Origin of the sequence: Agrobacterium sp. SORGH_AS_0440, from assembly GCF_031453135.1 — a bacterium.
Lineage (GTDB): Bacteria > Pseudomonadota > Alphaproteobacteria > Rhizobiales > Rhizobiaceae > Agrobacterium > Agrobacterium pusense.
Genome location: NZ_JAVIYR010000001.1, coordinates 115,039 through 130,075, shown reverse-complemented (window position 1 = coordinate 130,075; position 15,037 = coordinate 115,039). Strand labels below are relative to the sequence as shown.

Genomic DNA, 15,037 nt, shown 5'->3' with positions numbered 1-15,037 from the left:
TATCTGTTATTGTATTGAATAGTGGATATATAAATATTATTGTCTGCTTATGTTTGAGGGATTTTATGAGCGATACGCAGTGGCTGGAATGGGGCAGGAAAAACCCATATTACGGCGTGTATTCCGAAGACCGATTTCACACTTCAAATATCGAGGCAACGAAGGGGGAATTCTTCGCAACCGGGGAAGCCAATGTCTCTTGGATGCTGGGTCGTGCGGAACAGTATTTCGGGCCGTTGGGTAAAGGACGTGTTCTTGAGTTCGGTGCCGGGGTGGCTCGAATGAGCATACCGCTTGCATCCCGTTTTGAAACCGTAATCGGCGTTGAACTATCTCCAGACATGCGTGCCGAAGCCGTTAAGAACTGCCAGTTATACAATGTCAAAAATGTCGAAATGGTCCCTTCAGACGACGATTTAAGTCACGCTTCGGGCGAATTTGACCTCGTCCTCAGCTATATCGTTCTCCAGCACGTAGATGCCAGGAGGGGAGTGATGCTGATCGACAAGTTGCTGTCTAAGGTCGGCCCCAGCGGTGTCGCCATTCTCCAGGCGAGCGTCAAACGGCCTGAACGCCGCTTGTCAGACCGTCTACGCTATCACCTGCGCCACAATGTGCCAGTGCTGGCGGCAACATACAGATTCCTGCGTGGAAAAGGCTGGAATACACTTTCAATGCGAATGTCGGAATATGATCCTGTCGCCATCCTCGCGGCGTTCAGTCGGAACGGAATGAAGGACGTTTTGCTTTCCGAGCATTATCAAGGTGATGTCCTTACCTTTCATTTCACAGCGAGAAAGGGCGGCTAACACGACGGGACGCCATTACTTAGATGCTGGACGTCGCAGTAATGGCATCCCGCAGTGGCTTAAATCCGCTTCCCCGCCGAATCGAACAGATGGAAATCCTTTGCCTGGGCGGCGATTTTCAGCGTTTCGCCGATGCGCAGTTGTGAGCGGCCGTGGACGCGGAAGACGATGGTGGTGCCGTCGGCGAAGGAGCCGTGCACGTAACTTTCCGCACCCACCAGTTCCACGGCGTCCACCTGCACGGTGCCGGTAAATGCAGCGTCGGTGGGTGCCTCACTGGCAAGGGTGATGTCTTCCGGGCGGATGCCGAGCGTGGCAGCACCTTGCGGCAGTGCCGTGCTTTCTATCACCGACCAACCGGAAGAGCCGTTGGCCGTCGCCGTCCCGTGGTTCAGCAGGTTCATCGAGGGCGAGCCGATGAAGGTGGCGACAAAGGTCGTGGCCGGTTTTTCGTAAAGCTCGATCGGCGTGCCCATCTGCTCGATGCGGCCGGCATTCAGCACCACCAGCCGGTCGGCCAGCGTCATGGCTTCCATCTGGTCGTGGGTCACGTAAACGCTTGTCGTGGCGAGAGAGCGCTGCAGGCGGCGGATTTCGACGCGCATCTGCACGCGCAGCTTGGCGTCGAGGTTGGAAAGCGGCTCGTCGAACAGGAATGCCGCGGGCTTGCGCACGATGGCGCGGCCCATGGCCACACGCTGGCGCTGGCCGCCGGAAAGCTGACGCGGCTTGCGCTCCAGGAATTGTTCGATTTCGAGAGCCTTGGCCGCCTCCGTGATACGCCGCTCGATCTCCTCCTTCGGCGTGTTGCGGTTCTTCAGGCCATAGGCAAGGTTCTGGCGCACCGTCATATGCGGGTAGAGCGCGTAGTTCTGGAACACCATGGCAATGTCGCGGTCTGAGGGTTCCAGATCGTTGACGACGCGGTCGCCGATGACGATCTGGCCGCCGGAAATGCCTTCCAGACCGGCGATCATGCGCAGCAGGGTGGATTTTCCGCAGCCGGAGGGACCGACGAGCACGATCATTTCGCCATCGGCGATGTCCATCGATACGCCCTTGATGGCTTCGACATTGCCGCCATAAACCTTGCGGACGTCTTTCAGCGCAATTTTTGCCATTACTTCTCGGTCTCCACCAAACCTTTGACGAACCAGCGCTGCATCAGCACCACAACGATAACAGGGGGGATGATGGCGAGGATCGCCGTCACCATCACATAATTCCAGGGCGTCGAGGCATCGGTAAAATCCACCATGCGCTTGAGGCCGATGATGATCGTGTTCATCTTTGCGTCGTTGGTCACGAGCAGCGGCCAGAGATATTGCGTCCAGCCGTAGATGAAGAGGATCACGAAAAGTGCCGCGATATTGGTCTTCGACAGCGGCAGCAGGATATCGCGCATGAAACGGAACGGACCCGCATTGTCGATGCGCGCCGCTTCCACCATTTCACCGGGAATTGTCAGAAAGAATTGCCGGAAGAGAAAGGTCGCCGTGGCTGAAGCCATCAGCGGCAGGGTGAGCCCCGCATAGGTGTCGATCAGGCCCAGATCGACGATGACCTTGTAGGTGGGCAGGATGCGTACTTCCACCGGCAGCATGAGCGTGATGAAGATCATCCAGAAAAAGCCCATGCGGAAGGGAAAGCGGAAGAAAACGATGGCGAAGGCGGACAGGAACGAGATGATGATCTTGCCGATGGCGATGGCCAGCGCCACGACGAAGCTGTTGAACAGCAGCCGTTCGAGGCTGACGCCGACGACCCTTTCCACGCCGCCAACCATGGCGTCGGTATAGTTTTCTCCGAGACGGCCGCCTGGCAGCAGCGACATGGGCGGCCGGATGATGTCGTTCGACGTCATCGAGGAAGCGATGAAGGTGTAGTAGATCGGAAAGGCCACGATGATGATGCCGAGCACCAGCATCAGATGGGCAATCACGCGTGCGATGGGGCGATTTTCAATCATCAGGACGTCCTCAGCCGTAATGCACGCGCTTCTCGACGAAGCGGAACTGGAAGGCGGTGAGCGCGATGACGATCACCATCAGGATCACGGATTGCGCGGCGGATGAGCCGAGATTGAGGTTCACGAAGCCATCATTATAGACCTTGTAAACCAGCGTTTCCGTCGCCTTTGCGGGGCCGCCGCCGGTCACCGCATGGATGATGCCGAAGGTGTCGAAGAAGGCGTAGACCGTGTTGACGACCAGAAGGAAGAAGGTGGTCGGCGCAAGCAGAGGGAAAACGATGGTCCAGAAGCGCCGCGAACCGCGCGCGCCATCAATGGAGGCGGCCTCCAGCAATGATTTAGGAATTGCCTGCAAGCCCGCGACAAAAAACAGGAAATTGTAGCTGATCTGTTTCCACGCAGCCGCCGCGACGACGAGCAGCATGGCCTGATTGCCGTTGAGCAGCGGGTCCCACATGATGCCGTTGCGACGCAGGATATAAGAGAAGGTTCCCATGGCCGGATTGAACATGAAAAGCCACAACATGCCGGCCACCGCCGGCGCGACGGCATATGGCATGATCATCATGGTGCGGTAAAAGCCCTTGCCGCGCACCACCCTGTCTGCCGCCGTTGCCAGCAGCAGCGCCAGCCCCATGGAGACAAGCGCGGTGAGGATGCTGAAAACGACGGTGACCTGCAGCGAGTTGAGGTAGCTTTCATCAGAAAGTACCGCGGAAAAATTCGCCAGGCCGACGAAATTGCTGTTCAGCCCGAAGGCATCCTCGCGCATGGTGGACTGATAGAGCGCCTGGCTGGCCGGCCAGAAGAAAAAGATCACCGTGAGGATGATCTGCGGGGCGACCAGCAGATAGGGCAGGATCTTGTTGGGGAATACGACGCTTTGCACGGCGATCTCCTGATGACATGGAAATGCCGCCCGCATCTGTCAGAGGATGCGGGCGGGGCAGGGGATCGTTTAATTGCCGGCGGCCTGTTTGATGGCCGCGTCGCCGCGCTGGACTATCTTGTCGAGCGCTGCCTTCGCATCCTGCTTGCCTGCCAGCATCGCCTCGAACTCCTCGTTCATGATGTCGCGCACCTGCGGCAGGTTCACGAGACGCACACCCTTGGAGTTTTCTGTCGGCGGTTTGCCCATCATCTGCAGCAGCGGCGTTTCACGGCCGGGGTTCTTGTCGTAGAAGCCGGATTTCTTGGTTTCCTCATAGGCTGCGATCGTGACCGGCATATAGCCAGAGACCTGATGCAGGCGAGACTGGATCTTGGTCTGGGAGAGGAAGTGGAAGAACTCCGCTACGCCCTTATATTCGGCATCGCTCTTGCCACCGAAGACCCAGAGGCTGGCGCCGCCCGGGATGGTGTTCTGCGGGCCATGGCCCTCATAATAGGGAAGCTGGCCGATGCCGTAATTCATTCCGGTCTTGATGATATCTCCAAGGCCGCCGGAGGATTCGGTCAGAATACCGCATTCGCCGGACATGAAGAGCTGCTTGGCTTCCGAAGTGCGGCCGCCATAACGGAAGACACCGTCTTTCGCCAGATCGGCAATCGCCTGGAAATGCTCGACAAAGAGCGGCGCATTGACGGCGAGCTTCACATCGGTGCCGCCGAGACCGTTTTCATTGCTGCCATAGGAGACGTTGTTCCACGCGGCGAAGTTTTCGGTCTGGATCCAGGTCAACCAGGTGGAGGTGAAACCACATTGCGCGGCACCGCTGGTCTTGATCTTCCTGGCGGCATCGAAAACTTCCGGCCAGGTCTTCGGCGGGTTGGCGGCATCGAGGCCGGCCTTCTGGAAGATATCCTTGTTGTAATAGAGGATCGGCGAGGACGAATTATAGGGGAAGGACAGCATGGTGCCGTCAGGCTTGGAATAATAGGCGACGATGCCTGCCAGATATTCATCCTTGTTGAAGGTGTAGCCGCCTTCCTTCAGCACGTCCGCTACCGGTTTGATGGCGCCCGCAGCACCCATCATGACACCGGAGCCGGCATCGAAGACCTGAATGATGGCAGGCGCCTGCTTGGCGCGGAAGGCGGCGATGCCGGCGTTCAGGGTTTCGGGATAGGTGCCCTTGAAGACGGGCATGACCTTGTAGTCTTTCTGGCTGTCGTTGAATTCCTTGGCAAGCGAATCCACGACTTCGTTGTTGGCGCCGGTCATGGCGTGCCACCACTGGATCTCAGTCACAGCATATGCATTCGATGTGACAAAAAACGAAAGCGCGGATGCCGCAGCAAGGCGGTAGCTGAGTTTTTTCAAGGCGATTCCTCCCATTATGAAAACAGTAAAAGATACAGCCCCTTAATTGCAGCCTATCCTCCTCGATATGGCTGCGGGCGATCTTTTCTGTATTAGCATCGCCGATTAAAAGCGAACTCTAACGAAAATGCAATAGAACGTGGAACGATTAAAACGAAAGTGAAGGAAACGGATTTATTATTCCATTTCCTTCGTTCCGCGGTTTTTTCATGCGCTTGGCCACCGGCGCGTGTCTCCACTGGATTCGCTCCTGTCGAAATCCAATAGTTGCCAGTGATATGTTATTACATTACGTATTGTATTGCTGTGAATTTGTGCGGGCGAAGAGGTGGATGTGTTCGAATTGAAGCGGAAAAAGGCGGTTGAGCGCAGGGACGATTCGGCTGGCCTGCCATCTTTGGGAACGGTGCCGGTTACCCTGCTTACCGGCTTTCTCGGTGCAGGCAAGACCACCTTGCTGAACGCGCTTCTGGCTGAGCCGGCCATGCGGGATGCGGCCGTGATCGTCAACGAATTCGGCTCGGTGCCCATCGATCACGGTCTGGTGCGGACGGGTTCCGAACGATATTTCAGAACGACGACGGGTTGCATCTGCTGCACCGCCACGAGCGATATCCGCACCTCGCTTTACGAACTGCATCAGGCCATTCTGGAAGGGATAATGCCTGATGTCTCGCGGGTTGTCATCGAAACCACCGGTCTTGCCGATCCTGCGCCGATCATCAACAGCCTCATCGCCGGCGGCACACCGGCGCTGGGCCTGCGGGATCACATCGTCGCCCGGCATTTTCATCTTTCGGGTGTGGTGACGGCTTTCGACGTTGTCTCGGGCCCGCCGATGCTCAACAGCTTCATTGAGGGCTGGAAACAGCTTGCCTTTGCCGACCACATCGTTTTGACGAAGACCGATCTGGCCGATGACGCGACGCTGGACCGCGAAAGCCTCGCCGATCTCAATCCCGCAGCCTCGTTTCATGATCGCAATGCAGCCGATTTCGATCTGATGTCGTTGTTCAACGCATCGGATTATTCGTTGTGTGGCAAGCCGGAGGATGCGCCTGCATGGCTCGCGGCCGACAGGCTTAGCCATCATGCGGCCCATCAGCACGATGTCAACCGCCACGGCGTCGGGGTCGAGGCCTTCAATCTCACCTTTGACGGGGTTTTTGACCCCCAGGCGATTGTGACTTTTCTCGAGCTCGTCACCAGCAACGTGCATTCCGGTCTTCTGCGGCTCAAGGGAATTTTCGGGGCGACGGATGATCCGGAGCGACCGGTTGTCGCCCACGCGGTGCAGCATCGGCTTTATCCGCTTACCCGCCTGGAGCGCTGGCCGGATCAAGATCGTTCGACACGTATCGTGCTGATCGGCATGGACATGCCGCAAAAGCCCATTCGCGAGCTTTTCGACACATTGGCCGCGCAGGCAAGGCGGAAGGGCAGGGCATGAACAATCCGCTTGCACGCAGTGGCTCCGCGATCATCTCGCACGCGCGTCTTCTGAAGCAATGGTCACGCGATTTGCTGCAACTCAAGCCGGAAGACAGTATTACCGTCAGCGAGCTTTCCTGCGCGCTGCCGGATTGCCCGCCACGGGAAACGGTGATCGTCATCCTCGCCGTTTCCGGTACGACCCGGCAATTATCCATCCACAAGGCGCTTCTCGCGGTGGATCATGACGATATTGTGCGCGCCATTGCCGCGAATTCAGCTTGAGAACCCGCCTCCACGCGGCAGAGCCGCTTGACCGCCGCGGCCCTTATCCGCCACTTCAGGGACAGCGATGGGATTCGCGGATGATGAAGGGCACGGAATGGCCGATCTGGCTGTATATGCGGGTTTGTTTCTGACGGCGTTCATTGCGGCGACCATCCTGCCCATGCAGTCGGAGGCGGCGCTTGCGGGGCTCATTCTTCTGAAATCCCAGCCCGTCTGGCTGCTGGTCGTCGTGGCGAGTGTCGGCAATGTCGCCGGGTCCTTCGCCAACTGGCTGCTTGGCCGTGGCATCGAACGTTTTCGACATGAACGTTGGTTCCCGGTCGGGCAGGCTGCGCTGCAACGGGCGCAGAACTGGTACCGGCGTTACGGCAAATGGTCCCTGCTGCTCAGCTGGGCGCCAATCATCGGGGACCCTCTAACGGTTGCGGCCGGCATCATGAAAGAGCCGCTGCCGGTGTTTCTGCTGCTGGTCACCATCGCGAAGGTCGGGCGATACGTGGTGCTCGCGATGGTAACGTTGAATTTTTCATGAAGCTTCTCCTCCGTCATGCCGGACTGGATCCGGCATATCCAGCCACGGCGCGTCTGCGCCGTGAAAAGAGTTTTTCGCGATCAAGAACTTGACCGCGCTGTGCCCGGACCTTGTCCGGGATGAGGGTTCGCGGCTGCCCTGCATCGGTAGCTACCGCTCAAGCCGCCTGCCGGTCCCAGCTGGCGAAAGGATCGGGCAGGTGCCGCCAGGCATCGGGCGTGAAGGCATCCGTGTCTATCAGGCAGGCATCGAGCTGGGCGCGGATGCGGGCTTCATTCATTGGATCGGAACCTATGAAGACGATTTCCTGCCGGCGGTCGCCGAAGACCGGGTCGAGATAGGGCTTCATCATATCAAGGAACTGCTTTTCGCGCGGCCATTGCTCTTTCGGCACGGCGGACCACCAGAGACCCATCTTGCCGGTGCGAACCAGGGCGCCGGCCTGGCTGATCTCTCCCACATAACGCGGCCGCGTCGCCAGCCAGAAAAAACCCTTGGCGCGCACGACCCCCGGCCAGGCGCGATCGATGAAACGCTGGAACAGCACGGGGTCGAAAGGCTTTTTGGCACGATAGACGAAAGAGCGAATGCCATATTCCTCGGTTTCGGGAATGTGGTCCTTGAAACCATGCAATTCCTTGAACCAGAGAGGGTGTTCTTCGGCCCTGGCGAAATCGAAGCGGCCAGTGCCCAGAACCTCCTTCAGCGCCACCTTGCCGAAATCGGCCTCGATGATTTTTGCATCGGGGTTCAGCCCGACGATGATCTTGCGGGCGGCATCCCGCTCCTCTGGCGTTGCAGTGCCGATCTTGTTGAGCACGACGACATCGGCGAATTCGATCTGCTCCACCAGAAGATCGACGATGGTGCGGTTGTCGCCATCGCCCGCCGTTTCGCCTCGGTCGGCCAGAAAATCGGACGAACCGTAATCGTTGAGAAGATTGGCGGCGTCCACCACCGTCACCATCGTGTCGAGCCGGGCAACATCGGAAAGGCTGCGACCATTCTCGTCGCGGAAATCGAACGTCGCGGCGACGGGAAGCGGCTCGGCGATGCCGGTCGATTCGATCAGCAGATAGTCGAAACGGTCCTGCTCCGCCAGCGCCCGCACTTCCTTGAGAAGATCGTCACGCAGGGTGCAACAGATGCAGCCATTGGTCATTTCCACCAATTGCTCTTCGGTTCGGGAGAGATTGGCCCCGCCGTCACGAACCAGCGCCGCATCGATATTGATCTCGCTCATGTCGTTGACGATCAAGGCCACGCGCAAACCATCGCGATTGGCGAGAATGTGGTTTAGAAGCGTCGTCTTGCCAGCGCCTAAAAAGCCGGAAAGCACGGTGACGGGTAGTTTTTTCGACATTTGGACCTCGTTTTGTAAACGTGTTTCGAGTGGACCTCGGCGGGCACATCGGGCCATTGGGAAACGATCCGGCGCGCATCGTTACCATATGTAACGTAATAACATTACATATACAGGGAATGTCAACAGGTGAGCGAGAAATTGCCTTCGGCATGAGCGTGGTGGTTACGCGTCCGGATGAATAATTCGCCGTTTGCCAGCAACGGCCTACCGCCGGAGGTGACAGCGTGCCAGTCCGCCTCCACCAGTAAATGTTATTTCATTACATATTCGTTTGACGAATGTAATAACATTACATATCAAGGGTCATCGAATGACATCCTGCTTCCGGAGGGATCGATGAACGATCCGTGCCTTATCTTCTCAAATCTGACCCTTGGATATGCCGGCCGGGCGGCGGTGCACCATCTCAATGGTAGTATTGCCTGCGGCTCGCTTACCGCCGTTATCGGCGCCAACGGCTCGGGAAAATCCACGTTGATGAAAGGCATTGCCGGCATTTTGAAGCCGCTTGGCGGCGAATGTCGGGTCAGTTCGGCGATCTCCGTCGCCTATCTGCCGCAACAGTCGGAGCTGGACCGGTCCTTTCCCGCTCAAGTACGAGACCTTGTGGCCCTCGGTCTCTGGCCGAGACGCGGCCTGCTCGGACGACACCGTTCCGAAGATCGGACGGCGATCGACCAAGCGCTGAAAGCGGTCGGACTGTCCGGTTTTGAAAGGCGAAATATCGACTCCCTCTCGGGTGGCCAGATGCAGCGTGCCCTTTTTGCCCGGGCCATGCTGCAGGATGCGCAGCTCATTCTGCTCGATGAGCCCTTCAATGCCGTCGACGAGCGGACGGTGACCGACCTGCTGGTGCTGATCAAGGCATGGGTGGCGCAAGGGCGCACCGTTCTGGCCGTACTTCACGATCACCAGCTCGTGCAGCAGCATTTTCCCCAGACGCTTTTCCTGGCGCGAAGGCTGGTCGGGCTTGGCCCAACGGCTGAAGTCCTGCAGGCGGAGAATCTTCGCCAGGCCCGACATTTCCATGAGGCGTGGGAGGCGAATGCGCCTTGGTGCGCGCCGGCTTCCCCTCCGCTCCCTCCGGATCCGGCGGCGCCGCCGCACGCCCACGCCCACTTCCACGCGAATTCGAATAGCCATGGCTGATATCTTCATCGATCCTTTCATCCAGTATGTCTTCATGCAGCGTGCGCTTGCCGGTGCGCTGATCCTCGCGGTCAGCTGCGGTCCCGTCGGGGTTTTTCTGATGCTGCGCCGCATGAGCCTGACGGGGGATGCCATGTCGCACGCCATCCTGCCGGGCGCTGCTGTCGGCTTTCTGTTTTATGGGCTGGACATTCTGCCGATGACGATTGGCGGGCTCGTCGTTGGCCTCGTGGTCGCGCTGGGGGCCGGCGCGGTGTCGCGTTTCACCGTTCAGAAGGAGGACGCCTCTCTCGCCGCGCTTTATCTGATTTCGCTGGCGCTCGGCGTGCTGCTCGTCTCATGGCGTGGCTCCAGCGTCGACCTGATGCACGTTCTGTTCGGCACGGTGCTGGCGCTGAACAATGAGGCGCTCGGACTGATCGGCGGCATCTGCGCCATTACGCTTGCGGTGATGATCACCTTCTGGCGCGCGCTCGTGGCGGAATGCCTCGATCCGCTCTTTCTGCGCTCGGTCAGCAGATGGGGCAGCCCGGTGCATTTCCTCTTCCTCGGCATCGTCGTGCTCAATCTCGTGGGTGGCTTTCAGGCGCTGGGAACGCTGCTTTCAGTCGGGCTGATGATGCTGCCGGCTGCCGCCAGCCGCTTCTGGTCAAATCGCGTCGCGCCCATGTGCTTCATTTCCATCGGCATCGGCATGGTGTCCTGCTTTGCGGGTCTTGTCCTGTCCTATCACGCGTCGCTGCCATCGGGCCCGGCGATCATCCTTTCGGCGGGTGCCGTCTATGCGCTCTCCATCCTCTTCGGCACGCGCGGCGTGCTCATCGATCTTCTCGGTTCCGGCCGCCACCGCGCGGCCTGAAAACAGCCTTTTAAACAGGAGAATCCAATGTTCAAAACTTTCCGCTTAGCCACGTACGCCAGTCTTCTTTCCCTCTCACCGGTTCTGACGGCGCAGGCTTCCGCCGCCGAACTGAAGGTCGTCGCCAGCTTCTCGATCATCGCCGACTTCGCGAAAAATGTCGGTGGGGATCGTGTGGAGGTCACCACGCTCGTCGGGCCGGATGGCGATGCCCATGTCTATGAGCCGCGCCCTGCCGATGCTGTCGCCGTCAGCAAGGCGGATGTCGTGCTGGTCAACGGCCTGGAATTCGAAGGCTTTCTGAAGCGGCTGATTGAAACGAGCGGCACGAAGGCGCCAGTTGTCGAGCTGACCAAGGGTGTCGAGCCGCTCAGGCTTTCCGACGAGCCCGCCGGCCACGCCCATCCTGAGGCCGAGGAAGAGGAGGCTCACGACCACAAGACCGGGGAAGCCGGCCACAAGCACGAAACGGCTGACGCCCACGATCACGACCATGGCCATGAAGGACATCACCATCACGGCGAGTACGATCCCCATGCCTGGCAGTCCATCAAGAATGCCCAAATCTACGTGAAGAACATAGCCGGCGCCTTTTGCAAGGCCGACAAACCCGGCTGCGCGACCTATACCGCGAATTCCGACGCCTATGTCGCCAAGCTTGCCACTCTGAACGAGAAGGTGAAGACGGAGATCGCCGCGATCCCGCCGGAGAAGCGCGTCATCATCACCTCGCATGATGCCTTCGGTTATTTCGAGCATGCCTATGGCCTGAATTTCCTCGCGCCGGAGGGCATCTCGACGGAGTCCGAAGCCTCTGCCGCCGATGTCGCCAAGCTGGTGGACCAGGTCAGACACGACAAGGCTTCGGCCATCTTCGTCGAAAACATCACCGACAAGCGGCTGATCGACCAGATCGCCAGCGAAACCGGCCTGAAGATTGGCGGCACGCTTTATTCCGACGCGCTTTCCACGGCCGATGGCCCGGCCGCGACCTATATCGACATGGTCAACCACAATATCGAGACCATCTCGGCCGCTGTACTCGGACAATAAGACCGCCGTTCAGCCGAAAAGTTTCAGGGTGGCTTCGGCCACCCTGATTTCGCTCGTGTCATTCAGGCCGGGATCACCCTGCTGTCATCGGCGTGATGAAAGGGCCTGACCGAGCCTGAGCTCGAGCTTGCCATCGGTTCTGGCCGTCGACCCCCGTCGACCTTGCGCCCTGGCAGGGACGGACCGGAGCTTTCGAGTTGTCCGATCCGGCCACTATAAAACTCTAATTTGCGGCCGATTGATCGTTTGGCCGTTGATAACCGCATCGAACCGGCTTTTCGTGCGAAGGCCCGTCGATGTAAAGTGCCACCTGTGACGTTCATGGGGGCAAGCACTTTGGCCAAATCTATCAGGACGATGGAGGAGTTTTCGGAGTTTGTCGGCCTTTCCCGCCCGACCGTTTCGAAATACTTCAATGATCCGGCCTCGGTCCGCAAGAAGACGCGGGATGCCATCGAGGATGCGCTGAAGAAATCCGGGTTTCGGCCGAACATTTTCGCCGTCAACCTCAACCGCCGCCGTTCCAACATCGTCGGCATCATCATCCCGAGTTCCACCGACCCCTTTTATATGGCGCTCACGAGCCGTATCGAGCTCATCGCCAGCGAAGCCGGGTTTCTGGCCTTCGTGCTTTCATCGGACGGCAAGCCCGAAATCGAAGACCGCGCCATCCGCACCTTCAAGTCGATGAACGTGGCGGGTGCCATCATCGCGCCGCTTGGCGTCAAATCCCATCGCGCTACGCTGGAGCAACTCGCGGCCACTGTCCCGATCGTCTATGTCGATTCGCCACTCGACGAGACGTCCGCCTTTGTCGGCACAGATAACCGGCAGAGCGTGGGACTGATGGTGGATTATCTCTGCCGGTCGGGAGAACCGCCCTGTTTCTTCGACATGCCGCAGGTCAATACCAATGCCGCCACGCGTCGCACGGCCTATGTGGAGGCCATGCAACAGCTCGGCTTCGAGCCACATGTGATTAACGTCCCGGGCGACATCACATGGGAGTTTGAACGGTTTGCTTTCGAGGAAGCAGGCCGGCTTCTGGAACGGCGCACGCTTCTGCCGTCGCGGACGATCCTGTGCGCCCATGACCGCATCGCCTTCGGCGTCATCGCCGCGGCTTTTCAGAAGGGCATCAGGGTCGGCCACGGCGCCGATTGCGATCTGAGGGTCGCTGGCCACGACGATCATCCGCTGGCGCGTTATGCCTGCCCGCCCATCACCACCGTGGCGCAGAACTACAACGAGATCGGCAGGCTGTCGATCGAGCTGCTGTTTCAGAAACTGAACGAGGAGGCAGACGATGCCACCCGAATGCGGGAGCGCATCCTGCTCAGCGCCGATCTGATGCTGCGGAAATCGGCCTGAGGATCGTTAGAAAAACTAAAATAAAAATGTGATTTTCTAAATAGAACTAATATTTGAACGCTCCTACTCTGTTCTCAAGGTTGCTTTGGGAGGCGACCGCGAGAGCCGGCGCACAGGTGTGCCGGGCTTCGGGAGGAACGTCAGATTGCCATGTCTCCGGTGCCGTGAGGGGAGCCTCGCAGCCGCGGTATCGCATGGTTTTCGCCGGGCTGACTGGACATTCTCGCCAGCAATTTCCCCAGCGAAGGATGATGAAACATGAACCTCTATTCTCTTCTGTCAGAACGTGCGGCCGGCGGCAGGCCTGTCCGCGTCGGTCTCATCGGCGCGGGCAAGTTCGGCTCCATGGTGCTGGCGCAGGCGCAGCGCATCGCCGGTTTCCACATGGTCGCCGTTGCGGACCTCAATGTCGGAAAGGCGAAGGAATCGCTGGATCGCGTCGGCTGGCCGAAGGAGCGCTACGATGCGAAGAGCTGCGCCGAGGCGCTGAAGAGCGGCAAGACCTATGTGACCGACGACGTGAACGAGCTTTTCGCCTGCGGTGAGATCGAATGCGTCATCGAGGCCACCGGCCATCCGCTGGCCGGTGCCCGCCACGCGTTGGGCGCCATCGACCACAACAAACACGTCGTCATGGTCAATGTCGAAGCCGACGTCATGGTCGGCCCGATCCTTGCCGAAAAGGCCCGCGCCAGGGGCCTGATCTATTCCATGGCTTACGGCGACCAGCCGGCGTTGATCTGCGAGCTTGTCGACTGGGCGCGCGCCACCGGCTTCGAGGTCGTTTCCGCCGGCAAGGGCATGAACTTCGAGCCGCGTTACCGTTATTCGACGCCGGACACGGTCTGGGGATATTTCGGCTGGACGGACGAGGAAGTGGCCAAGGGCGACTTCAATCCGAAAATGTATAATTCCTTCACCGATGGCACCAAGGCGGCCATCGAAATGGCGGCTGTCGCCAATGGTACGGGGCTGGATTGCCCCGGATGACGGTCTGGCTTTCCCGCCCGCCGGCCTGCACGATCTCGCCCGTGTTTTCCGTCCCGCCGCCGATGGCGGCCGCATGGCCCGTTCAGGCCTGGTGGATATCGCCGCAAGCCAGGAACCGGATGGACGCGAGGTGTTCAACAACATCCGTTACGGCGTCTTCGTCACGTTCAAGGCGCATAATGAATATGCCCGCGCCTGCTTCAAGCAATATGGCCTGCTGACCGATCCGTCCGGCTGGTACGCCTCCATGTGGCGTCCGTTTCATATCATCGGACTCGAAACCTCGATCAGCGTGCTCTCTGCCGTATTGCGAAACGAGGCAACCGGCTGCTCGAAGGAGTTCCGCGGCGATGCCGTCGCCACCGCCAAGAAGGATATGCAGCCCGGCGAGATGCTGGACGGCGAGGGCGGTTATGCGGTCTGGGCGAACGCCATTCCAGCGACCCGCAGCCTGGACATGAAAGCGCTGCCGATCGGCCTCGCCCATAACGTCAAGCTGAAGCGCGCCATCAGGAAAGACCAGATCGTCAGCTTCGACGATGTGGAGCTGGTCAACGATCTCGACGTGGTGACGCTGCGTCAGGATATGGAAAACCGCTTCCGCCCGCAAAAGGACGCTGCGGCGTGACGGGCGGGGATCAGGACATGTCGAAGGGGGCTTTCGTGGTGATAGCGGAATTTCGGGTCAAACCCGACGCGATGGAGGCCTTTCTCGACGCTGCGCGTGATGATGCCACCCATTCGGTTCGTGATGAACCGGGTTGCCGGCAATTCGACGTGGTGCGGCCGGAAACGGGAAACAATGTGGTGTTCTACGAGGTCTATGACGACAAACAGGCTTTTGACGACCACCTGAAGACACCGCATCTCGACCGCTTCCGCGAGGCGTTCCCGGCGCTTATCGAAGAAGAACTGCCGGTGCGCTTCCTGAACCGGCAATGGCTTTGAAGGATG

General features: G+C 59.1%; 14 protein-coding genes and 1 pseudogene. 10 read left to right on the top strand and 5 right to left on the bottom strand.

Translation table 11 applies throughout. The features are described from left to right. Window positions 1–65: 65 nt before the first annotated feature. The gene (locus QE453_RS00645) at window positions 66–809 is read left to right on the top strand and encodes a class I SAM-dependent methyltransferase (protein WP_034496668.1); all 744 of its coding nucleotides are present in this window, start codon (window positions 66–68) and stop codon (window positions 807–809) included. Window positions 810–868: 59 nt separating this feature from the next. Here QE453_RS00645 and QE453_RS00640 read toward each other — a convergent pair whose 3' ends face one another. From QE453_RS00640 to ugpB, 4 genes are all read right to left on the bottom strand, one after another. Continuing rightward, window positions 869–1,930, bottom strand: coding sequence for a sn-glycerol-3-phosphate import ATP-binding protein UgpC (locus QE453_RS00640; RefSeq protein ID WP_006700376.1), 1,062 nt, complete (start codon window positions 1,928–1,930; stop codon window positions 869–871). Beyond that, window positions 1,930–2,778, bottom strand: a complete 849-nt coding sequence (gene ugpE, locus QE453_RS00635) for a sn-glycerol-3-phosphate ABC transporter permease UgpE (RefSeq protein WP_309776169.1) — start codon at window positions 2,776–2,778, stop codon at window positions 1,930–1,932. Before ugpE ends, QE453_RS00640 begins: the two co-directional genes overlap by 1 nt. A gap of 10 nt (window positions 2,779–2,788) precedes the next feature. After that, on the bottom strand, window positions 2,789–3,670 hold the full coding sequence (gene ugpA, locus QE453_RS00630) for a sn-glycerol-3-phosphate ABC transporter permease UgpA (RefSeq protein WP_004445049.1): 882 nt from the start codon (window positions 3,668–3,670) through the stop codon (window positions 2,789–2,791). 69 nt (window positions 3,671–3,739) lie between these two features. After that, window positions 3,740–5,050 (bottom strand): sn-glycerol-3-phosphate ABC transporter substrate-binding protein UgpB, encoded by a 1,311-nt coding sequence (gene ugpB, locus QE453_RS00625; RefSeq protein ID WP_169692189.1) that lies wholly within the window; start codon window positions 5,048–5,050, stop codon window positions 3,740–3,742. Window positions 5,051–5,387: 337 nt separating this feature from the next. Here ugpB and QE453_RS00620 point away from each other — a divergent pair, with 337 nt between their 5' ends. From QE453_RS00620 to QE453_RS00610, 3 genes are all read left to right on the top strand, one after another. Beyond that, window positions 5,388–6,494, top strand: a complete 1,107-nt coding sequence (locus QE453_RS00620; RefSeq protein WP_309776905.1) for a GTP-binding protein — start codon at window positions 5,388–5,390, stop codon at window positions 6,492–6,494. After that, window positions 6,491–6,760 (top strand): hypothetical protein, encoded by a 270-nt coding sequence (locus QE453_RS00615; RefSeq protein WP_006700378.1) that lies wholly within the window; start codon window positions 6,491–6,493, stop codon window positions 6,758–6,760. Before QE453_RS00620 ends, QE453_RS00615 begins: the two co-directional genes overlap by 4 nt. 97 nt (window positions 6,761–6,857) lie before the next feature. Further along, window positions 6,858–7,295, top strand: a complete 438-nt coding sequence (locus tag QE453_RS00610; RefSeq protein ID WP_309776168.1) for a YqaA family protein — start codon at window positions 6,858–6,860, stop codon at window positions 7,293–7,295. A 157-nt stretch (window positions 7,296–7,452) separates the two neighbouring features. Here QE453_RS00610 and zigA read toward each other — a convergent pair whose 3' ends face one another. Then, a complete protein-coding gene (gene zigA, locus QE453_RS00605; protein WP_037093064.1) occupies window positions 7,453–8,658 on the bottom strand; it encodes a zinc metallochaperone GTPase ZigA in 1,206 nt (401 codons plus the stop codon). A gap of 339 nt (window positions 8,659–8,997) precedes the next feature. On the opposite strand from zigA, the gene aztA reads away from it, so the two are divergent. The 6 genes and pseudogenes from aztA (at window position 8,998) to QE453_RS00575 (ending at window position 15,031) form a co-directional block, all read left to right on the top strand. After that, window positions 8,998–9,810: a zinc ABC transporter ATP-binding protein AztA gene (gene aztA, locus QE453_RS00600; protein ID WP_136882950.1), complete on the top strand. Its 813-nt coding sequence runs from the start codon at window positions 8,998–9,000 to the stop codon at window positions 9,808–9,810. Continuing rightward, on the top strand, window positions 9,803–10,669 hold the full coding sequence (aztB, locus tag QE453_RS00595; protein ID WP_045531674.1) for a zinc ABC transporter permease AztB: 867 nt from the start codon (window positions 9,803–9,805) through the stop codon (window positions 10,667–10,669). Before aztA ends, aztB begins: the two co-directional genes overlap by 8 nt. 27 nt (window positions 10,670–10,696) lie before the next feature. After that, window positions 10,697–11,722, top strand: coding sequence for a zinc ABC transporter substrate-binding protein AztC (gene aztC / locus QE453_RS00590; protein WP_309776167.1), 1,026 nt, complete (start codon window positions 10,697–10,699; stop codon window positions 11,720–11,722). A 357-nt stretch (window positions 11,723–12,079) separates the two neighbouring features. Next, window positions 12,080–13,093, top strand: coding sequence for a LacI family DNA-binding transcriptional regulator (locus QE453_RS00585; protein ID WP_309776904.1), 1,014 nt, complete (start codon window positions 12,080–12,082; stop codon window positions 13,091–13,093). A gap of 258 nt (window positions 13,094–13,351) precedes the next feature. Further along, window positions 13,352–14,711 (top strand): annotated as a pseudogene (locus QE453_RS00580) (NAD(P)H-dependent oxidoreductase). A 17-nt stretch (window positions 14,712–14,728) separates the two neighbouring features. Further along, entirely contained in the window at window positions 14,729–15,031 is a 303-nt protein-coding gene (locus QE453_RS00575) for a putative quinol monooxygenase (protein WP_034497555.1), read from the top strand. Window positions 15,032–15,037: the final 6 nt, after the last annotated feature.